Source organism: Kineobactrum salinum (assembly GCF_010669285.1).
In the GTDB taxonomy this organism is placed as follows: domain Bacteria; phylum Pseudomonadota; class Gammaproteobacteria; order Pseudomonadales; family Halieaceae; genus Kineobactrum; species Kineobactrum salinum.
In genome coordinates, this window is the sequence record NZ_CP048711.1 from 3,387,880 (window position 1) to 3,409,644 (window position 21,765).

Sequence of the window (21,765 nt, forward strand, 5' to 3'; positions counted from 1 at the left end):
AATGACGCCTGATACGACGGAGTTAACTCGCGTGGGCGTGATTGGTGCAGGGCGCATGGGCCGGGGGATTGCACTAGCATTTGCCTATGCAGGTATGCCCGTAACGTTAGTGGATCTGAAATCACGCGATGCCGAGGACTACGAGGAGCTGGCACGCAAGACGGCTGAAGATCTATATAATGATCTTGAGTGTATGGCGGATAACGAGACTTCGGGGCTCGATCGGGTTCAGCTTGTGGCTAAGCTGGTAACACTACTGCCTGCAGAACAGGCGCTCGATATTCTGTCGGATACTTACCTCGTATTTGAAGCGGTTCCCGAGATCATCGCGGCAAAAAAAGAAGCATTTTGCTGGCTTGATGAGATTGTGCCTGAAAACGCGCTGATTGCGTCCACAACTTCAAGCATTTCCGTCAACGCACTGGCTGAATTTGTGACGCAACCGGCCCGCTTCCTAAACACTCACTGGTTGAACCCCGCGCACCTGATTCCACTGGTTGAGATAAGCCGGGGAGAAATAACCAGTGATTCCACCGTGGTAGCGGTACGGAATATCCTTTCCGCTATCGGTAAGGTGCCGGTAGTCTGTCGGGCTTCGCCAGGCTATATTGTCCCCCGTATCCAGGCAATGGCGATGAACGAGGCAGCACGATTGGTGGAAGAAGGGGTGGCCTCCGCCGAGGATGTGGATACTGCAGTGCGTGTCGGATTCGGGTTGCGTTTTACTGTTCTAGGTTTACTGGAATTCATAGATTGGGGTGGCGGTGATATTCTCTACTATGCCTGTAATTATCTGGCCGAGAATATTGATAAAGAGCGGTTCGCTCCGGCGAATATAATAAAACAGCATATGCAGAATAACCTTAACGGCCTGAGAGACGGTGCGGGCTTCTATGATTATCAAGGCGTTGATATCGAAGCTTACCGTAAACAAAAGCTGAGCGATTTTATTGGGATGTTGCGGCATCTTGATTTGATGCCGGGCATTGATATCGATCAAAAAAATTAATCGGATATCGTGTTTATAACGGTGGCGGTTCTGTCCTGGAAGATTCTGCAACGATTGGATTAAGAGAGCGATCAAAAACGTATTCACCAAAATAACCTACATAACGCTTGGAATTTTGTTAACAGTGTCACGACCGAGATGGGGAAATGAAAATGAAAACTTTTAAATATGGGGTGCCTCCCTTGATTGCTATTAGCTTGCTGGCTTCCGTTCCCAGCGTACAGGCCGCGGAGAAAGCAGGTTTTGCACTGGAGGAAGTGGTAGTAACGGCGCGGAAACGTGAGGAAAACCTGCAGGCGACGCCAATTGCCATTTCCGCTTTTACCGAAAGGGAACTGGAGGTGCGGCAAATCGACTCGTCTGATCGTTTGGGTGATGTTACTCCTAACCTGACATTTGACCCCGTTTCGCCGTCTTCCGGCTCCAATTCGGCGGCACAGATATTCATTCGCGGTATCGGTCAGACAGATTTTACGCCGGTCACCGATCCGGGTGTTGGGCTATATATTGATGGCGTATATATGGCCCGCTCGGTAGGGAACGTGCTTGACTTTCTTGATGTAGAGCGCATCGAAATTCTGCGTGGCCCGCAGGGAACCCTGTTTGGCCGCAACACGATAGGTGGTGCCGTTTCAATCCACTCCAAACGTCCCACTGACGAAAAAAGTGGCAGTATCCAGGTGCAGGTCGGTAATGATGATATGCGTTACCTCACTGGTAAATTTAATATGCCGATCTCCGATCAGTTGCTGTCCAATTTTGCCTTCGCGTCGAAGAAACGCGATGGTTACGTCAAGCGTATAAATGACGGCATAGATACAGGCGACGATGACAGCCTTTCAGCACGTGGCACCATACAATGGACACCCAGCGATGTATTTGAATTGTATGCTACCGCCGATGCGACAAGAATTCGTGAGAATGGTGCCCCCACCGTTTCTGGTGGTGTCAACGATAAGGCGGCTTTTGGTACGTTCGGTAACGGTGTACTGGAAAGCTGCGACGCGATCGTTATAAACCCGGACTTCCCGCTGTCCGGACCACCTTCCTTTCCGCCGCCCGGCGTAGGTGCGGGTGGCGCGCCCGGTTGTTTTGGTCCGGATACCTTTGCCGGCGAGTACCGCTCCGAGGGCACATTCCCGGTTAAGTCGGACCTGGATATCTGGGGCGTTAGCGCCGAGATGACCTGGAATGTCAATGATTGGCTTAACATGAAGTCGATTACTGCTTACAGAGAAATGGAGATGGAGTCCTCTCGTGACGGGGATAATACTCCGGCAAATATTTTTGCTACGGAAGATTTTTATGACCATGAGCAGTTCAGTCAGGAATTCCAGTTTTCCGGCGTTGCACTCGCAGACCGCCTGCAGTGGTTGTTCGGGCTCTATTATTTCCAGGAAGAGGGCTTTAACTTAAACCCTGTCTATCTCCCCGTTGGGGCGATACGTAGCGGCGGGCTCTATGATAACGATTCGAAAGCAGCGTTCTTTCAGACCACTTACGATATGACCGATCGTCTGGCGTTAGCCTTCGGCGTGAGATATACCGAAGACAGCAAGCGTTTTACTCCGGACCAGATTTCATTGGGTGACGCGTCCGCCAGCGGTATTTTCTCTCCTACTTTCCCGCTCTTCGAGGGCTTTTACCTGCCATCTGTCGGAGCACCGCTTGCGGCGGGTGAACGATTGGTAACCTTTGCCGAGTTTGGGGAAGAGTTTGACGATACCAATATCATGCTTAATCTGTCCTACCAGTGGACGGATAACGTAATGGTATATAGTACGTACTCCGAGGGATTCAAAAGCGGTGGTTTCGATCAGCGTTTCACAGCCTTCATAGCCGCACCCACCAGCTTCCAACCGGAAACCGTGGAAAGCTATGAGATAGGCCTGAAGTCGGATTTGTTCGACAACACGCTGCGTTTAAATATAGCAGTGTTTCATACCGATTATGAGGATCTGCAGATTATCATCCGTGAGGGATTCAATCCCGTTACGTTCAACGGAGGTACAGCCGATATCGATGGCGCCGAAGTTGAATTGACCTGGGTGCCGACCGATCGTTGGTACATCACAGGCGCTCTGGGTTACATTGATGCGAGATACGATGAACTGGACGACAGCGTGTCCAGCGCGGGTACTAACGCGACACCGGTATTTCTGGATAATGAACTGGTCAATACTCCAAAATTAAGTCCCTCACTGGGCATTGCCTATACTTTTGATCTTGGTGACTGGGCAACTTTGACCCCGCGAGTTGATTGGTCCTATCACGATGAGCAGGAAAACGATGCGGTCAATACGTCTCAGCTCCACCAAGATTCCTACACCCTGCTAAATGCAGCGTTTTTTCTGGAAACTAACGACGGACGTTGGAGAAGCGTGTTGGCGTTCAGGAATATAACAGATGAAAAGTATTTGGTGACCGGTAATTCAGCCTTCGGTACGTCAGCCGCTTATGTTGAACAAGTATATGGACGTCCTTTTGAATGGACACTGTCCGTGCAGTATAATTTTCTCTAGGGTTGTAGAGAGATCATCTGTAATTATGGCAGGGACGGTTTACCGACCCTGCCATAATTTCGTTGCGGGAGTGCCAGCAATTGCGCCGCCTGCGCACGGCGCGGCACGTCGACTGTCCGCATCGCCTCACGCAGCAATGCTTCATAGTCGCGGATCAGCTGTCGCTCAGCCCGGCGCTCGGCGGTCCAGGCAAAGGGATCCAGCGCGCTGCCGCGCAGGAACCTGAATCTGGCCAACAGCCCGAACACCGGCACGATCCACGGGTCGAACGCTATCTTGCGAGGATTGTATTTTGTTTTCTCTTCCGTTCACTGCACTCCTATTGTAGTGAGTAGATGGATTGGAAAAGATTATAGAAGAATGACAACACATCAGGAAATAGTACGGGTATCAAGATAACGGCGGCGGCAATCACCTTGCCCCAAAGCGCCCCTACGGCGCCGCTGATTGAAAGCCGATCGCCATTTAGCGTGAACATCCGACCAAGAAGGGGGCTTTGCTCAAACTTGATGATAACGTGCATCATTGCAGTAAAAGCAGTGATAATAATAAGTACGGAGCTAATGGTTACAATCCGTTCGTTAAATTGTGGATAGATGCCCGTCGTGAGTAGAAGTACCGTCGGCGCAAGAATGGCGGCCCAGGCGCAGCAGCGAATCGCGGCTAACGCGTAGCGCATTTCGGCAACCATGCGCGCTTGCCAATCTTCGAAGCTGCTCTGTGTGTTGGTAAATGGCCACGTCCCTTTAACGAGCTCCTTGGTGTGCTCTTTCCACTCATTATCTGGGCATGCGAGTAATGCTGTGAGGTCGCGTTTACGGAAGCGCAGACTAAAAGGCGTTTGCGGCAACGATCTGAGTCTCCATGGGCTCGCCCAACTATCTGCGGCGGGAGTGTTTGTCGGACGAGCAGGATATCCATCTTGGTTTTGTGGGTTGGCTGGCCAGTTCAGTGTTGGAGCAAGAATCTGCGCCAGGTTAGCCAGGCGATTTGCCTCAGACAATAATTCAGTGGTAAACCAGACACCGAGCAAGATAAGTGTGACAAAGGTTAGGATGGCAGGAACCATGCTATCGACCGAGGTAGGCAATCCAGGGAAGAAGCCCCAGAACAGTGGCAAAACTACAATGGCAATTGAAATAAGACCTGGATCTACCTTCCCGTATCGCCAGATAGCGGGTTGCACGGAAGCGATTGCGAGATCACTTGTAACCGTTGTAAAAACTGTGCGACTACGACGTTGCCACAGGTACATTCGCCAACCTGCAACAATCGCAATGCTGATATAAACGAGGACCGAACACGCGAGCATAAATTTGTCACGGCCATGGGCTAAGGACCATACTTTTCCTCCTTCGGATGGATTCAAAGTGTACAGCCTCCACAATGCTATGCAGAAAACCACTACACCCAACAAAATCAGAAGAAGCGAGAGCAGATTGTTTAACCGCTTATCTATCGATTCTGGCCCCGTAGAGGATACCTGCTCTCTGCCATTAAGTTGGAAATCCAACTCGCGTATCCCGGGTAAAGGGTTTAGGTGGCGCAATGGCGTTAGCATTATGAGGTGTATCCGACCAAAAATTCGTGTCCACCCACCAATAATTATTATCAACGCACCAACCACAAGGAAGAAAGTCGGGACAGGCTGCTCCAGTGATAGCCGTCCGTCGGCAACTAACAGTTTACTTGAAGGACGTTTTTCTGTTCCTACGGATTGGAAACCTGCTAGCGTTGATAACCAGATCTGGGGTTCTTCAATAGCGCCAACATCAGATTCCCGATGCCCTAAGGTCTCGGGCTCGATAAGTCCCAGAACAGCTCGAAACATATTCGCAGCATAATCCGACGGAAAAGATAGATATGATAGCTGTCCAGCGTCAGCTGGACGTTGGTGTGGACTAGTAGTTTTCTGTGACTGAGAGGTGTCGGTTGCTTCATCCTTTTTCTGATGCGGGCAGTCCGTCAGTCTACTACCTTGCGTCATGCACAGTAGCGTTTTGCCGGTTGGAATGGAAAGTGAGCCGCGGCTGATTTTACGATAGTCTGGATGAACGGACAGATAATCCATTTCCAGAAGCACCGGCAAGGCTTTAGGGAGAGATTTTCGCACTTCATTAAGGAGGAACAAGCGGTCGCGTAGATCGGTTGCCACAATGACTACGATGGTTGGCTTGACCCAGACGCTCATCGCATCAAAGGCTCCGTAGAGCATTAGTTCATCTGAGCGTGAACTTAATTCACGACGATAAGCTGGTGGTCGATCAGTGATCTCCTCAAGACCGGATAGATCCAATTCCAGGAGACGAGTTTCCGCTTTAAAGGCCCTGCGCAGGTGGGCGCTTTTTTCTTGCTCTATACGCGATTGCTCAGCGCGTACGACAGCTATATTCTGGGGAAAATTAATCACTCTGGCATTAACAAGGAGTGACCAAGAATCGTAGTCAGGACGATTTTTGAGTGTATTAATGAAATCGGAAACCCCGTAACCAAAAGTCGATTCCTCAGTCAAAATTAGCAGCTCGTCCTCCGATTTATCCCTTCTGAAGTCTGCGAGGACCTTCAGCTGACTTTCAATAGTAAATGCGAGCGATGTGTACCGTATATTTAATTCGGGCCCCGCGATTTGCATGTGTCCATGCCGTTATATTCTTATTGCTATCAACTGTCGCTGACGGAGAAACGACGTTAATTTTAACTGACTTATTGTTCATAGGCTCGGATGGGGCTAGCTCAGGAACCGTCGAACTCAGCCCCAAAGCGAGCGATTCCATAGAGCCAGAGAAAGAAGGTCCTATTACATTCAAAATACTTCCCGGAAGATTAGGGTGGGTGCATTTACGCGAAAGAAGTTGTCTGTCCAGCTGCCCTGTAAGATGTGCTGCGCATAGTACAGCGTCCGTGAACGCTGCCGGATGCACACCGAATGTTGGCGATTCTCCTACGAGATATGCCACGAAGTATTCGGCTCCAACCTTTGTATAGTTTCCATCCCGCCACTCCCGCCACTTATCTCTACGAAACACAACCACACTGGGCCTACTTCGATGTTGCTCGTTATAATTTCCTGTGCCGTGCTCTAAATCGAGCGCCACGTCTCTGCTGCGATTGAGACGCCAGGTCAACGCAAATCCGTCCAACACGTAGTTCTGAGTATGAAAGGCTCGGATGATGGCAGAAAGTTGACTGTCAAAGACGCGACCTAGACGGGACTCGAGCGGATCAGCAACTGTGATAACGACAGTCTTAACGTCAATCCTTTCTGCGGCCATATGCACATGACTCAATGGACAGTAAGGATCAATAATTTGCGGCGTAGAAATTAAGTAACCACTTTGACTGGAGCTGTCGCAGGAGAATCGGTCTTTCGGCGTCGAAGCGGTATCGGCTGCGACGCAAATTTGGCAGGCAATCCCAAGTAGAGGGAAGATCGAGAGAGCTCGTAGACCATGTAGCGTAAACACACGCGCAGCCCTCTTATCCAAGCATGAACATCCCGCCCAGTTTGCGAAAAGGCCTAGCGCACCGTTGTCGTGCGCCGGTTAGTCATTGAACAACTTACAAAAAGTAGTCACCAATTCCGAAAACGTCAAATATTGTCGAGCAAGAAGATTAAAAGTTGCTCTGATTTACTCCAATTGAGGCACATTCGAGACCACCACTGGTGCAAACCCGACCTGACGCATGCGTCTGTCTCTTCCGTCTCATCACTTCTCTCATGAGCACGATGCCCCTCATGGGAGAAGTACATCTCCTCGTCCGCTCACTGTCCTATCAGATGGATTCATATCTCCGGACCCATCTACAACGCGCTTGCTGGCAGCGTGGAGGAAACGTCCGCTCAAAGCACGGACTCCGAGCACATCACGGACGAGATCAAGCAGCAGCTCCGTGATATCCGCGAGGCCCTCAACCCCTTTATACTCAAGCAAGCCATTGAGAAGAAACTTAAGCAAATATTCCGGAGGATCAGGGTAACCTCAAATGTGAGGCAACGAATCTGACCTGAACCGTCCTTCGGTAAACATTACTTATGAGTCAACACGTAGATCCCGCATTGCCTCGGAGGTATTTATGGATCCTCTCAATTGCTGCGACTTTCTACAGTGCTCAACTTCAGAGTTGTTAACCAGGCAGCGCGGTGTTGCGGCGATCGAAGGTGGACTGAACGGCCTGGCGGAGGATGTCACCGTCAAAATCGGTGTGCTGAGCCAGTAGTATCCACAGGTCGAAATAATCCTTCATTCTACTGTTGGCGATGCCAAGCGATGACAGCGCTTCGACCTTTTCGGCCACGACTGTGTAGCGCGGATAGGCACGCAGCTTTGGTGCCGCGAACTCGGTCAGCATAATGGGGTACTCGACATCCTCCGGGCTGGGCGTGACAGCGTCGCCGAATCCTATGTCGATCTGGATCTGGCAGCGTGCGCTGTCGATCACACCCAGTAACATGACACGCACGCCAGCATAATTTGCCTCTTTGCGGATCTCGGCAGCGTGCACGGTGTCGGGTTGAAACACTACGCCATCGTGGGATTCGATCGTGCAGATTTCCCTGAAGACGCTTTCGATATCCGGCAGTTCCGCCGAGCCGAATCCCAGAAAGTCGGCGTCCCTGGTTGGGCGATGTGGTATATCGAACCACAGGTCAAACAGCAGGGCTCCCTTGAGCAGAAACTGATCCGCGTGACTGGAAATGCTGATCCGGTAAAGCAGACGCTCAATCGCGTAACGGGTGAGTACGAGGTTGAAATCCTGCCCGGTCCCACGGGCCCGATCGAGTAGGCGCGCCCGTACGGATGCCGCGACGTTGCGTTCATTCATGGCGCACACCCCTGTGCATCACCTCGCGGGCAGACCTACAGTCCGATTGCCAATCCAGGTATCTTGTCATGGCAGGCTTTCCATATAGGGCCGCATGACGTTGGCCACTCGGCATATCGTGGCATACCGCCAGAGTTCGTCCATGCCCACTCGCTTGGCTCGCCACGCATCTTGTAGTGCCTCCAGCGCGACATCGAGACCGATCTTGTTGCGGAACTTGAAGCAGTCGGCCACGGTGCGGGCGACGTTGGTCACGCGTACCGGCACACCATCAATGATGTCTTCCTCGATTCCCTCGGTCAGTGCGGCACCAGAAAAGCGCACGACGCGCAGCGGGGGATAGTCCATCTTTGGTGCGCGTGCCTTGTTCGGAATGGCGACCCAGACCTCGAATGGCGACTGTGTGGTGAGCTCACGCAGGCGCAGTGCCGACAGCAAGCAGATGATGGCTTGAGGGTGCTTCCGAGCTACCTCGGCCAGTGCGCTGTTTTCCGAGACTAGCCGATTCGGAATCGCATACAGGCCACGTCCTACGCGCTGGAGCCGTCCTTGCCGCACCAGCCGAGTGAGAGCGACAGTGGGAAGCCCGCGCTCATTCAGATCGCGTGGACGAATCAGGCCGTGCTGACTGGCGAGATCCAGAATAGCTTGATACGAAATTTCCATGGCGCCATCTTGTTGCATATAGTCGGTAAATGTCAATAAATACCGACGTATAGCAACGGTGTCGAGCGGGGGAATGCAAATCTCCCGCAAGGGTCCGCCTTGGTTCCCTCCGCGCGGGCATTTGCCGGCACGGCAAATAGTGTTTATACTTCGTTTAAACATTATCCCGGAGATTGCCATGACCGAAACGGTTCTTGATATCAAGCATTGGGGCAACAACCTTGGTGTGCGCCTGCCTGCGGCTGTGGCTCGTGCTGCGCACCTGCATGCCGACCAGCGGGTGCGTATTACGGTAGAAGGGGAACGAATCATCATCACGCCGCTGCATGACGAACCCCTGAGCTTGGAGCAGCGCCTGGCTCGCTTTGACCCCGAGCGCCACGGCGGGGAGGCCATGTCTGTCGATGAGCGTCTGGGGGCAGAGCGGTGGTAAAACGAACCAAGGGCTGGGTACCCGAGCGCCAGCACATCATATGGATAGACTGCAACCCTCAGCGCGGGAAAGAAATGCGCGATGTGCATCCTTTTCTGGTTCTGTCTCCCAAAGCTTTTAACGAACGCACGTCCCTGGTCATTGGCCTGCCGATGACCACTGCCAGCTATAACGCTGACAACCCTTCGCGGTAGCCGTCGGCGTTGCTGGCGGCCGCAAGGCCGGGCAAGCCAGTTACGTGCTTTGCCATCAGCCCAAGTCCTTCGACTGGCGCCTGCGCGGCGGCGCGCCCCATCCAATGAAAAGTGTGACCGATGCCCGCTTTGCCGAGGTGCTGGCCTTGCTAAACCAGGTTATACAGTTGGTCTGACTCACGTGTAGTGATCGCAAGGCGAGTGTCTATGGCATTCGTATCGAGCGCACTTTTCGGCAGACGGCCACCCGCTTGTGGCGGGATGAGTCTGGTTTGACCGGGCTTGAAACCGCTCCCCTGCTGCACATGCTTGAGTGTGACGATACCCGCAAGCCAGACCTCTGTCGTGGGACGAGCAATCAAGGTATTTTTGCGCGATTGCCGGGTCATTTGAGGGAGATGGCATTTTGCCGCCGCAGGGCGCCAGCATTGAGGACGGCGAACGTATGCTTGGTTTTTGCTCTGACCCCAATGATCCCCAATGATCCCCAATGATCCAGACAGCATGACAGCTGAAAGCCCCGCGTGCCCAATTGGCGAAGATTGGTTGAGTGGTCTAAGTTTTATAGCATTGTCAATGTTTGGGAGCGTCATGGACTTTCTCTGATCGCGCATGCTCGCTTCCACCTGGAGGGTGATCACATGAAAATGCACAAGATCGCGGCGGTGGCCGTGCTGCTCTGGTTTATGGTTGCGCAGACTGCCCGGGCGGGCCTCATTCTGCCCAATGGGCAGGAATGGGAATTGCGGGGCCGTCTGGGCGGCTGGTTGGAACAGAGTAATCAGGCGGCCCTCGATGTCGGATGGACCTGGGCCGTCGAGGCGGAATGGCTCGCCACTGGTTTGGACGGCCAGCTCTTGACAGACCCTGCCTGGTCCGCGCTCATGGGAGATCTGGACGGCCAAGACTTACAAGCCGCTGGCTGGTTTGCAGACCCCCTTGTGCTCAATGGGCAGATTGGACGTATCGTGATCTCCAATTCGGGAGACTCCACCAGCACAACGTCGGGCACCCTCTGCTGCTCTCTCGGGCTGAATGCAGAAGCTTTGAGTTATCGTGTGTCTTATCGGGCCGCACAGATCGCGGAACCTGCGACGATCCTGCTCTCGGCGCTCGGACTGCTCACCTTGGGCTGGTTCCGCCGGCTGGTACCCAGGTAAATAATATCGGGCTGACCGTCAACGCGCTTTTACCTGTAGTCCCGCCACAAGTATAGGACATATTAACGGCCTATCGAGAGTAGACATCCTCGCTGATTGTGTCGACTGGACCTGCAGACCTGTCGAGTTTTCATCTATTGACCCGAAAATCCTGTTCGCGACGTTGGGTATGCCATTCATATCCGTTCAAACCTGGACGTGAGCACGCAACAGTTCATGCCATGCGGTGTTCACTGGCGTCCTTGCTGGTCGAGTGCTGTTGGCCCGGAATCCTTCCCTGGGAAAAGAGCTAATGTCTCGGGTGGCGCCCGGGATGGTGGTGTCAGTAGCGGTAGAGCGGGGTCGGCTTGCTCTTTTTTGTGTAAGTGGGCCAGGATTTTATCGATGACATCCTGTTCCTCATCAGTGATCTCTCCGCGCCGGTAGAGAAAGCGAAAGAAGCTCCGTAATGCGGTTACTGTCAGCTGGGCGCGACTGCGGCTTCCTCTGCGGGCATGCCGGAGCACAAAGTGATGGGCATCCTGTGGACACAGCGCCTCCAGCTCAACCGCGGCATCGCTGAACCGCTCCGTGAGAAACTGTCGCACAATGGGCAGGTAGCTGCTCAACGTCTGCGGTGACAGCCCATGCTCGCAAGCCAGGAACTGAGCAGACGCGCGCTGGACACGCGCCAAAGGGCTCTCGTCAACCACGGACGCGGGCGGTGGAATCGCGTCAAGTTCCCGCAGGTAGCTCAGTAATATCTTAGCGGTGGCCCGACTGCCATGACCAAAGCGCCGGCATCGCTGGGGGGTGAGAAAGCGGTTGATTAGTGCTTCATCGAGTGCAGTGATGGGTAGCTGACTTCGATGGCACCACCGGCTTCGAGCAGCAGCCAACCGAAGTTTCCCCACAATGGAAGATTCTGCGTAGCCCTGTGATGCGAGCCAAGCAGCAATTCCCTCTATATGAGGTGCTAACGGGTAGAGCCCCTGACCTTGATCAACAATGAAAACTCCCGCAGATCTCCCGCAATTGGGAGGAGGGAGAATCTCAGAGCGATTTGAGGTTTTGTAAGCTTTTGATTTAAAAAGGAAAAAGTGGTAGCTACGGGTGGACTTGAACCACCGACCCCAGCATTATGAATTTGGCTGGATATTTTTAACTTATTGATTTTATTAACTTAAATTCGAAGACCCACAGCGAATTTCCACCACAGAGCACCACGGATCAGAGCAAGTCCCGCAAATCTCCCGCAGGATCCGCCCCGGTTTTTTTGACACACAGATCAATGCGTCGCTTCTTGTGCCGCGATCTACTAAACGAGACATATAGAGTGAGCCAACGCCAGGTCAAATGTTCACAGAAAAATCGTTGTTCAATATTAATGAACGTAAAATAGCCCACGGATGGAATTCACTGACTCCTATCGATTCGTGCTTTGTTCCTAACTAGATGTGGAAGATGATGGTCCACTCGGGATTCAAAGTCTTGAATCACCTAGGTTCGACGCCGCCGCGCAGCCTTCAGAGCCTCTGCGCCGTGAGGATCTTGAAGGCGAAGGCGGAGAATACACCGGCAAACAGCCAGTCGATCGCGCGGGTAACTTTCGGGCTCTTCTTCAGGAGCCCGGCAAAGCCGTCGACCGCCAGTACCATCGGAATGGTGAAGAGAAGCGACAGCGGGATGAAGCTCAGGCCGAGGAAGAACAGCTTCTCCGCGGCATACAGATCATTCACCGAGACGAACTGCGGCAGGAAGGTCATGAAGAACAGGATGATCTTCGGATTGAGCAGGTTGATTCCGACACCCGTCGCCCAGTTCTGCCAGAGCGAGCGCGGTTTGCGTTTCTCGGAATCCGGTGAGAAGGCCGATCCCCTGCGGATCGCCTGGAAGGCAAGCCAGACCAGATAGCCCGCACCAACCACCTTCAGCACGAGAAAGGCTTCAGGCGATGCGACGATCAGCGCAGAGAGGCCAAGCGCAACCATAATCGTGTGGATGATGCAACCGGTCATGGCGCCAAACATGCAGGCGAGGCCCGCGGCTCGGCCTTCAGCGAGTGCACGCCCCACGAAAAGCGTCATGTCGGGGCCCGGTGTGATGGCGATGATGAAGGCGGCGATCGCGAACTGAAGGAGCACAGTGAAGTCGGGAATGAAGATCATGGCCGAGCTCGATTATTACCAACGATGATGTTCGCATATTTTGCTGCAACGCGGAAGAATACCACACTGCTTGTTGCATGTGCGGAGGCATTCGAAAGTGCTTTGAAAGTCGAACTGTAGAGACTACTTGCGTGCGTTGCGTCATGATGGCGGGAGCCTACGCTCCGGCCTATTGGCTCTGGTCGGCGAGGACGCAAGCGAAAGCCGAACTGGCCCTCTACTACTTCGCTTTCTTCCTAGCGCTGGTTTCTGCCGGATGGCGCCACATCGGCCGCTCCTATCGCTATCTCGAACTAGACGTCATGAGCCCGGCCAACAACATCTAGATCTGCCAGTTCGAGACGATCATCGTCGCGGCCAGCATCTTGCTGGTCATCCAGGGCATCGTCCAGCTCTTCCGCTGCACGATCATATATACCGAGACATGTAGATATTCTTATGGTTGAGACCTGTGCATTGTGGAATTCTGGTCCTGAGAGGGGTTTTGACTCTGGCGCTCACATCGGTGAAATCATAAGTGTAAGGGGAGAAGAGATATGCGAAGAAGAAGCTATAACGTCATGGGGTTGTTCATCTCGGCCGTCGCCGTCACTACCGCGGATTCGGTCCGAGCTCAAGATGTGGCAATGCAGATCGATGAAGTGGTCGTTACCGCCCAAAAGCGGGAGGAGCGATTGATCGATGTACCGCAAAGTGTTTCTGTCATGTCTCCCGAAGACCTGCAGAAGTTGAGCGCAACGCAGTTCAGGGACTTCGCGAACACAGTGCCGGGCCTGAATTTCACCACCTCGGGCCCTGGATCAACGCAGATCTCAATGCGCGGAGTGACAGCCGGTACCGACGTCAACCAGACCGTCGCGGTCTACGTTGATGATATTCCCTACGGCTCGAGCACTTCCTTTGGACGCAGTGGCCGATACACCCCCGACGGTTCCCTGTTTGACCTTGAGCGGATCGAAGTGCTTCGCGGACCTCAGGGTACGCTCTACGGAGCGAGTTCGATGGGCGGACTCCTCAAGTACGTCAGCCGCGCGCCGGGTCTCGACGGGTTTTCCGGTCGTATACTTGGCTCTTCGTCCAGCACGGCTCACGGAAGCGAGAACTACAACGTGGCCGGCGTCCTGAATGTGCCGCTAGCGACTGATAACGCGGCAGTGCGCGTAAGCGGCTACTACACACGAGACGGCGGTTACGTCGATAATCCGGCACTTGGGGATGCGGATGTTAATCATGCTGAGCTTCACGGCGTTCGCGCCGACTTCATGTTGACCCCCAGCGATGAGCTTACGGTCCGTTTGATAGCCGAGTCTCAGTCGATTTCGCGCGATGGCACGCCGGAAGTGGACTTCACTGCAACGGCAGGCGGTCGGCCGGTTCTCGGCAGTCTGCGCCAGTCTCGCCAGGTCACTGAGCCCTTTGATCAGGATTTCCGGCTGGTGGCGGGCACAGTCGATTACGACTTCGGCTCTGCCTTGCTGACTTCGATCACAAGTTACCAAGAGACCCGGACCGAGAATCGCTTCGACATCTCCGCCGAGTTTGTTCCGCTGCTGGCGCAGGTTGGCCTCGGAACTTTCAACGGGGTCGGCCTGAGCGACGAACCGTCAACGGACAAGGTTACTCAGGAGATCCGCCTTACTTCTCAAGGGCTTGCTACCGTTGAATGGGCGTTTGGGGCTTTCTATACTCGCGAAGAGAGTGATCGTGAGTCCGAGATGTTGGTGCTTGATTCCGCTCGCCAACCGGTGCCGAACATCTTCTACACGCTCTCGGCGCCCTCGGAGTACGAGGAATACGCCCTTTTTGGGAATATCACTTGGCGGCTAACCGATAATTTCGACATTACTGGCGGCCTGAGGTACGCGCACAACAGACAGTCTTACACCCAGTTCGGATCGGGCATTTTTATTGATAGCCAACCAACGGTACGCTCCAGCGAGGGGGTGTCCACCTATCTCGCGAACGCACGCTACCACTTGAACGAGTATGCAATGGTGTATGGGCGTTTCGCGACGGGATATCGGCCGGGCGGGCCGAACTTCGTGGCCCGGGATCCCGCCACAGGGTCACCCTTGGCGCCACCGACTTTCGATTCAGATCGCCTGAAGAGTTACGAGGTGGGTTACAAGGCCGAGACCGCTGATGGCCGCTTCGGCGTTGACATCGCCGCCTATTACGTGGACTGGGTCGACATACAAGTCTTCGACGCGAGCTCTGCTCTGGGCGGGTTGATGAATGGCGATTCTGCCAGCGTGCGCGGCGGCGAGGCGACCCTGACCGCTCGGCCGACTTCCGGGCTTACACTGAGCGCCAATGGCAGCTACTCCACAGCGCGCCGGAGTGGCATCGACACGGATGGGCAATACAGCGCCGCTCTGATTGTCGACTACGCATTCCTGAGTGTGCCAGCCTATACCCCGTTTATGGGGGCAACTGTACGCCACGTGTCGGAGCGTGGCAACGCGATTACTACAACCACACCTCAGGAATTGCCAGACTACACAACAGTCGATCTGCGGGCGGGCGCAGACATTGGCGACCTTCGGATTCAACTGTTCGGTCGGAATATTTTCGATACCCGGGGGCGTTTGTCGCTCGTGACCTCAGGAGGAAAGCCGGTATTTTCGATCCTGCAGCCGCGTACGATCGGGATTAGCCTCTCCGCAGATTTTTGATGAGTCTGCGGCGTGGCCTGCACGCCTGTGCCAAAGGCGCAGATTATTCGTGTGCGTCGCAGCCGGCGGCAACGTCCCGCTCCGCTTTAACTTGGTGAAAGCAGGTGAATATATGAACAAATTCCGGCGTGGAGGCGCGGCAGTCATAGTGGCGATCACACTCGCTTGCGCTTTGGTTGCGGGACGGGCTCAGGCTGAACGCGTCTCGCCGCCCAACGCGAGCCAGGTAGAGGTTGCCTTCAACATCCGCGTGCCGATGCGCGACGGAGTCGAGCTGTCGACCGATGTCTACCAGCCAGCCGCGCCGGGGCGCTATCCGGTCATTGTTGCGCGCACTCCCTACAACAAGTCTCCGGCGTGGGACCGGCGGGGCCGTTGGTGGGCGCAGCGGGGTTACGTGTTCGCTGTGCAGGATGTGCGTGGCCGTGGCGACTCCGACGGGAAGTTCTACCCGCTCGTCAACGAAGCCGCCGACGGCATCGATACCTATGACTGGGCGGCCAACCAGACCTGGTCTTCCGGCGAAGTTGCCGGCTTTGGTGGATCCTATGGGGCCTGGACGCAGCTCTATCCGGCCGCGAAGGGACGTCGGTCACTCACGGCCATGCTTTTGATGGCCGTGCCGCCCGATCCTGATCGTGCGTTCCCATACTCCTCCGGAGGCGCTGCGATTCCCGCGACAGCGGCCTGGCTCGCCAGCCTCGACGGCCGTATGTATCAGAGTCTCGATAACATAGATCTCGAGGCGGCCTACAGTGGTCGCCCCCTGATCGACATGGACCTCCGGCTGGGTCGCAAGATGCCGGTCTGGCGAGACTGGATCGCCGCGGGGCCAAGCCGTGCCTACTGGGCAAACTTATCCTATCAAGCCGCGCTCCTGAACTCCGTCACGCCAGGGCTTTGGATTACAGGTTGGTACGATGATGTGCTGGTTGGCGCAACCGAGAACTTTACCGCCATGACCAGTGAGGCGCGCGATTCGCAGGCGCGGACGCGCCATTGGCTGGTCATTGGCCCATGGGGGCATGCTATCAACGCGGATCGCAAGCTGGGAGATATCGACTTCGGACCAGACGCTGTCATCGACCTGGATGACCTGCAACGCCGTTGGTTCGATTATTGGCTGAAGGGTGCCGATAACGGCTTTAATAAGGAGCCACGGGTCAAGCTCTTCGTCATGGGCTCCAACCAGTGGATCTCCGAGAACGAGTGGCCCATCGCCCGTACTCGATATGTACCCTACTACTTGCGTAGCGAAGGGGGGCAAATACATTGAATGGCGACGGTCGTCTGTCCACGGAGACGCCGCCACCAGGCGAGGCGGCGGATCGTTATCGCTTCGATCCGGAGAACCCCGCTCCATACGCGACCGGTCTCGACGCAAAGCAGATGGGGGGGCCGGACGACTATCGGAAGGTTGAGTTGCGCAGCGATGTCCTCGTCTATACGACCGCCGCATTCACGCAGAACCAGCGTGTATGCGGCCCACTGCAGGTCGTGCTCTTCGCAAGCTCATCCGCGAGGGACACAGACTGGACCGCAAAGCTGCTGGTAGTTCATCCGAGTGGATATGCCCAAAGGCTGAACGACGGAATTATCAGGGCCCGATATCGGCATGGCACCGATAGTGAGTCACTACTCACGCCGGGTAAGCCGGAGGAATACCGCATCGACCTTTGGGCGACGTGTCTCGACGTGCTGCCTGGTTATCGACTGCGCCTTGAAATTTCCTCCAGCGCCGCGGGGAAGTACGATGTCAATCTGAATACCGGCGGAGATCAGGCGCGCGAAAAATCGTCGGTGGTCGCCGAGCAAACCGTGCACCACAATGCGCTCCGTCCGTCCCATATTCTTCTTCCGTTTGTCTCGCCAAAAGACGAATAGCCACACACCAGGAGGTCCCGTGCCATGTTATCCATGATTCGCAGTTACCTGAGCGTCCTCGCTCTCGTCCTTGGCTACCTGTTTTGCCCGTCGGCAATAGCGGTTTCCGATAGTGAGGCGAGAGCAACGGGGACGACCTCGATTCCCGAGACCTATGTTATTCACGCCGGGCACCTTCTGGCGGTACCGGGACAGCCCGCAGAGGCTCGCAAATCGATCGTCGTGCAAGACGGCAAAATCGTGGCTATCAAGGAGGGATTTGTGGATGGCCCGAGGGTAGTTGACCTGTCCCAGGCCTACGTCCTTCCGGGCCTGATTGACCTCCATACTCATATGTCGCTGCCTTCGTTGGAGCAAATGAATACCTGGCGCCTGCGAAGGCCCGAAGCGGTGATGCTGGAAACTTTGCCGCGACTCCAGAGTATGCTCGAGGCGGGTTTCACAACAGTGCGTGATTTGGGCGACGAAGCCTCGATCATGTACCAACTCGCCGATGCCACCCGTCGCGGAATCGTGACAGGCCCCCGAATCATTGCTTCCGAACCTTTTTTTGGCATCGGTAACGGGTACAGCTCGGCGGACACGTTGGGCTTCCGGGCCGAGCTCGAGCCTTTTTATGCAAGCCGCGGATACTGCGAAAGTCGTGATCAGTGCCGCAATGCGGTCCGTGAGGAGATCCGGCGTGGCGCGGGAGTGATAAAAATTCGGCTCTCCTACATGCCCCTGGTCGACGGACGAATCGAGAGCGTCGAAACAGTTGAAGAGATCAAATGGATCATTGACATGGCGCATCAGCTGAAACGGACCGTTGCGGTTCATACGGTCGTGGGCGCAAGTGGCGCTCCGGTGAGCAACGCGATCCTGGCCGGCGCCGACACCATCGAGCACGGTCCTCTTGGCGAAGAAGAGATCGCACTAATGAAGGAAATGGGCACCGCTTATGTGCCGACACTATCGGTCGCCAGGCTCTCGACGCAATATCCGCAACTTTATCCAAAGATACGCGCCGGTGCCAAGAAGGCAGCATACGCCGGCGTGAAGTTCGGCTTTGGCTCGGACTTTCCCCTTGTCAGCATCCCGCGCTCTTTTGAGGAATTCCTAGAACTGCAGGCAGTGGGCCTTACCCCAACCGAGGCTATCAAAGCCGCGACGGTCAATGCAGCAGATATCCTCCAGATGTCTGACGAGATTGGATCGATTGGGCCAGGCAAGGCTGCCGATATCATTGCCGTGATGGGTGATCCAGAGACGGATCTGCGCTTGTTGGGAAACATTGCGTTCGTTATGAAAGCGGGGGTAATAGTCAAGGGCTTGCAATGAGAGTATTTGACGGGAGGCGAGGAGAATGCCGGCAATCCGCCACAAGCAACCAATCTCCGTTAACTATAGGGCAACTTTGCATATGAACTCGATCGTTCTAGACAATCATGTATGTCTTCCCTTCCATCGAGACAGAGAGTTCGTTTTTGAATGCCTGAACCTTCATCGTCAGGCGGGGTTTACGGTGATTTCGATCAATATTGGATGCGGTGAGATGTCGTGGGAGTCCCATATTAGCTTTGCGGAGAAACTACGCAACTGGATAGAGCAACGTCCCGAACAATATCACTTAATTCAGTCAAGGAAAGAGCTAATCGAAAAGGAAAATTCAGGCGATCAGCGCTTGGGGATCTTCTTTGACGTCGAAGGCGGTTCCCTCCTCAATGGCGACAGTTCCAGGCTATCAACGTTGTATAACCTCGGTGTACGCTGGATGTGCCTGACCTACAATAAATCCAATGACCTTGTTGGAGGATGCTTGCCCGGGTCAGCTGACGGTGGTTTGACTCCCATCGGGCGGGAAGTTGTCGAGGAAATGGACCGGCTGGGAATTATCGTATGCTGCAGCCATACTGGACATCGCTCTGCCATGGAATTAATCGCACATACCAGGAATCCCCCAATTTTCTCTCACTCGAATTCGGCGGCGGTATATCCGCATTGGCGCAACATTGATGACGCGCTTGCGAAAATGTGCGCAGACAAGGGTGGCGTAATCTGCCTCAACGGAGTCGGCCCGTTTATTGGTAGCGGTAGGTCAGACCTGGCAGGCTTTCTGATACACCTGGATTATATGATCGATCTCGTGGGTCCTTCTCATGTCGGTATCGGACTTGACTATGTCTACGATACCCAAGAACTGGAGGATTGTGTCCAGGAAAATCCTTCGCTCTTCGGTGACTCGCTGCAAGGGGCCGAAAGGTTTACATTTGTTCCGCCGACAGCTCTGCCTGAAATCCAGGCGCATTTAATTCAACGAGGCCTGAGTCGGGAGGAGGTCCATTGTATTCTTGGCAGAAATATAGTGCGGGTTGCCTCAGAAGTTTGGAACTGAAATGAAATACGGCCCAAACAAAGGCACCGAGATCAAATACATGATGAAACAACGACACGAATTGACGAACAATTGCGATAAGCCGCTGACTATTGTAATCGGCGCTGGACTAGCTGGAGTTTCCACCGCCTATGCGCTCGCGGCGCGCGGCGTGCCGACACTACTGATTGACGAAGGCTCTGAGCCTGCTAGTGGCTCAAGCCACGCCAACGCGGGTATGCTTACTTCATCCATGTCAAGTCCGTGGAATTCCCCGGGCTTGTTGTGGCAGGTCGCCAAAGCCACATTCGGTGGATCTTCGCCGTTCAGTATAAGGGCCGGTCAGATGCTAAAGTTGGCTTTCTGGGGTCTATCTTTTTTCCGCAGCGCGAATACACGACACTATCAATATGCGTCCAAGATGAACTTCAGGCTGGCTCAATATTCGATGGGGAGAACACGAGCACTTCGTACTGCCCTGAATCTGGAGTATGACAGCGATTCGCAGGGTACTCTAAAGATTTTCCGAGATCACAAGGCATTTTCTCGCGCAATCGGTCTGGCGAGATCTATGTGTAACGAAGGTCTTGCATTCTCGGTTGTCACTCCAGAAGAAATAATTCAGATTGAGCCCATGTTAGCCAGTAAGATCGGAAGCATCATAGGAGGAATATACTATCCGGATGACGAATCCGGTGACGCCAATAAATTTACCCAGCGACTATTCGACGAATTCGTAAGGGTAGGCGGCGAGGTACGTTTCAATACATGTATTGCACGGATCGTCGAAGACAAGAACGGCATCGTCGGTGTTGAAACATCGGCAGGCATTGTCGACTGCAAGCAAGTAGTGGTTGCAGCGGGGCATGCCAGCGTCGGACTCCTCGCCCTGAACAGCATTTCCCTGCCCATAAAGCCCGTTAAAGGATATTCGGTCACCTTTGAGTGCAAAGAGGGGTATTTACCCCGTGTTCCTGTAGTCGACGATGGCAACTTTGCGGTGGTTACACCCTTGGGATCACGCCTGCGAGTTTCTGGGTTCGCCGAATTTTCAGGTAATGATGACACCATTGACGATTCGCGGGTGGCAGAGCTTGTGTCCGCATTGGATAACATATATCCGTCGATTGGGTCGAGATTGAGACTGCATGAAGCAAAGGCCTGGACGGGATTGCGTCCGGTTTCAGCAGACGGTCTGCCGTTTATCGGTGGCACCTCAATAAAAGGACTATTTTTGAACACTGGCCATGGGCATCTTGGGTGGACAATGGCAGCCGGCTCCGGCCATCTGCTCGCAGATCACATGCTGGACCAGCCGGCTGAGATCGATATCAGGCCGTATCAGATTGATCGTGATTATTTCTGAGTCGCAAGCAAACGCTCCTTCGCTACGTTCAGGCTGAGGTCGCTCGAAAAGAGTAGATTGCCTGCCATGAGCTTGCCGATGATCCCAGGGGCACTACTCAAGCGCTGGGATATCTCTGAAAGAGCATCTGCCGGTGAAAGCTCCCGCAATTGCGTTGGACTTAGACCGACTGCTGTGCGATAGAGCTTGGTGAAATGCGACGCATCTGAAAACCCATATTCAATTGCGATATCGGTGATTGTTCGTTTTGTGTAAAGGACATCCCTGTTGCCGTGGCCCAAACGGAGGTGTCGGAAGAATGTTGCTGCCGAAAGGCCGAATTCATTGTTGAACAAACGATTGATTTTGGTTTTGTGAAGCCCCGCCTGTTCCGCCAGTTTTTCCATATTAAATGCGTATCGAATACTGCGATCCATGATCAGAATCGATCGGCGTAGTTGTGGGTCTTTAATTCCGTGAAACCAGTCGGCTTCTAGATGAGGTTGAGGAGAGCGGATACTTCGTGGCGATTCCATCAGCATGCCGCTAACTC

16 protein-coding genes and 2 pseudogenes are annotated in these 21,765 nt (G+C 54.2%); 11 read left to right on the forward strand and 7 right to left on the reverse strand.

All coding sequences use genetic code 11. From position 1 onward, the window contains the following. The first annotated feature begins 1 nt into the window (after position 1). Complete coding sequence (locus G3T16_RS14955; protein WP_163495935.1) at positions 2-1,009, forward strand: 3-hydroxybutyryl-CoA dehydrogenase; 1,008 nt, start codon at positions 2-4, stop codon at positions 1,007-1,009. A gap of 152 nt (positions 1,010-1,161) precedes the next feature. Beyond that, positions 1,162-3,531, forward strand: a complete 2,370-nt coding sequence (locus G3T16_RS14960; RefSeq protein WP_163495936.1) for a TonB-dependent receptor — start codon at positions 1,162-1,164, stop codon at positions 3,529-3,531. 23 nt (positions 3,532-3,554) lie between these two features. Here G3T16_RS14960 and G3T16_RS14965 read toward each other — a convergent pair. The 4 genes and pseudogenes from G3T16_RS14965 to G3T16_RS14980 form a co-directional block, all read right to left on the reverse strand. Then, positions 3,555-3,809: pseudogene (locus tag G3T16_RS14965) on the reverse strand (DUF6537 domain-containing protein); the annotation flags it as partial. 41 nt (positions 3,810-3,850) lie between these two features. Next, positions 3,851-6,043 (reverse strand): hypothetical protein, encoded by a 2,193-nt coding sequence (locus G3T16_RS14970; protein ID WP_163495938.1) that lies wholly within the window; start codon positions 6,041-6,043, stop codon positions 3,851-3,853. A gap of 1,613 nt (positions 6,044-7,656) precedes the next feature. Next, positions 7,657-8,355 (reverse strand): nucleotidyl transferase AbiEii/AbiGii toxin family protein, encoded by a 699-nt coding sequence (locus tag G3T16_RS14975; protein WP_163495939.1) that lies wholly within the window; start codon positions 8,353-8,355, stop codon positions 7,657-7,659. 66 nt (positions 8,356-8,421) lie between these two features. Further along, the gene (locus G3T16_RS14980; protein WP_232059103.1) at positions 8,422-9,057 is read right to left on the reverse strand and encodes a type IV toxin-antitoxin system AbiEi family antitoxin domain-containing protein; all 636 of its coding nucleotides are present in this window, start codon (positions 9,055-9,057) and stop codon (positions 8,422-8,424) included. A 142-nt stretch (positions 9,058-9,199) separates the two neighbouring features. Between G3T16_RS14980 and G3T16_RS14985 the strand changes: the two genes are divergently transcribed. The 3 genes from G3T16_RS14985 (at position 9,200) to G3T16_RS14995 (ending at position 10,808) form a co-directional block, all read left to right on the forward strand. Beyond that, complete coding sequence (locus tag G3T16_RS14985; protein WP_163495940.1) at positions 9,200-9,454, forward strand: AbrB/MazE/SpoVT family DNA-binding domain-containing protein; 255 nt, start codon at positions 9,200-9,202, stop codon at positions 9,452-9,454. Beyond that, a complete protein-coding gene (locus G3T16_RS23395; RefSeq protein ID WP_197911693.1) occupies positions 9,448-9,648 on the forward strand; it encodes a type II toxin-antitoxin system PemK/MazF family toxin in 201 nt (66 codons plus the stop codon). The genes G3T16_RS14985 and G3T16_RS23395 overlap by 7 nt, the downstream gene beginning before the upstream one ends. 641 nt (positions 9,649-10,289) lie before the next feature. Then, positions 10,290-10,808, forward strand: a complete 519-nt coding sequence (locus tag G3T16_RS14995; protein WP_163495941.1) for a hypothetical protein — start codon at positions 10,290-10,292, stop codon at positions 10,806-10,808. A gap of 230 nt (positions 10,809-11,038) precedes the next feature. On the opposite strand, the gene G3T16_RS15000 is transcribed toward G3T16_RS14995, so the two are convergent. Together G3T16_RS15000 and G3T16_RS15005 are read right to left on the reverse strand one after the other, a co-directional pair. Further along, positions 11,039-11,701 (reverse strand): site-specific integrase, encoded by a 663-nt coding sequence (locus G3T16_RS15000; protein WP_332102829.1) that lies wholly within the window; start codon positions 11,699-11,701, stop codon positions 11,039-11,041. A 612-nt stretch (positions 11,702-12,313) separates the two neighbouring features. Then, positions 12,314-12,955, reverse strand: a complete 642-nt coding sequence (locus G3T16_RS15005) for a LysE family translocator (protein ID WP_163495943.1) — start codon at positions 12,953-12,955, stop codon at positions 12,314-12,316. 143 nt (positions 12,956-13,098) lie between these two features. On the opposite strand from G3T16_RS15005, the gene G3T16_RS15010 reads away from it, so the two are divergent. The 6 genes and pseudogenes from G3T16_RS15010 to G3T16_RS15040 all read left to right on the forward strand — a co-directional run bounded on the left by G3T16_RS15010 (position 13,099) and on the right by G3T16_RS15040 (position 21,233). Next, positions 13,099-13,281: a hypothetical protein gene (locus G3T16_RS15010; protein WP_163495944.1), complete on the forward strand. Its 183-nt coding sequence runs from the start codon at positions 13,099-13,101 to the stop codon at positions 13,279-13,281. A gap of 210 nt (positions 13,282-13,491) precedes the next feature. Next, positions 13,492-15,630, forward strand: coding sequence for a TonB-dependent receptor (locus G3T16_RS15015; protein ID WP_163495945.1), 2,139 nt, complete (start codon positions 13,492-13,494; stop codon positions 15,628-15,630). 256 nt (positions 15,631-15,886) lie between these two features. Continuing rightward, a pseudogene (locus G3T16_RS22045) lies at positions 15,887-17,514 on the forward strand (CocE/NonD family hydrolase). A 24-nt stretch (positions 17,515-17,538) separates the two neighbouring features. Beyond that, entirely contained in the window at positions 17,539-18,834 is a 1,296-nt protein-coding gene (locus G3T16_RS15030; protein ID WP_163495948.1) for an amidohydrolase family protein, read from the forward strand. 25 nt (positions 18,835-18,859) lie between these two features. After that, a complete protein-coding gene (locus tag G3T16_RS15035) occupies positions 18,860-19,888 on the forward strand; it encodes a dipeptidase (RefSeq protein ID WP_163495949.1) in 1,029 nt (342 codons plus the stop codon). 1 nt (position 19,889) lies between these two features. After that, positions 19,890-21,233 (forward strand): FAD-dependent oxidoreductase, encoded by a 1,344-nt coding sequence (locus G3T16_RS15040; protein ID WP_163495950.1) that lies wholly within the window; start codon positions 19,890-19,892, stop codon positions 21,231-21,233. Here G3T16_RS15040 and G3T16_RS15045 read toward each other — a convergent pair. After that, on the reverse strand, positions 21,224-21,754 hold the full coding sequence (locus tag G3T16_RS15045) for a helix-turn-helix domain-containing protein (RefSeq protein ID WP_163495951.1): 531 nt from the start codon (positions 21,752-21,754) through the stop codon (positions 21,224-21,226). The two genes, G3T16_RS15040 and G3T16_RS15045, sit on opposite strands and share 10 nt — an antisense overlap. Positions 21,755-21,765: the final 11 nt, after the last annotated feature.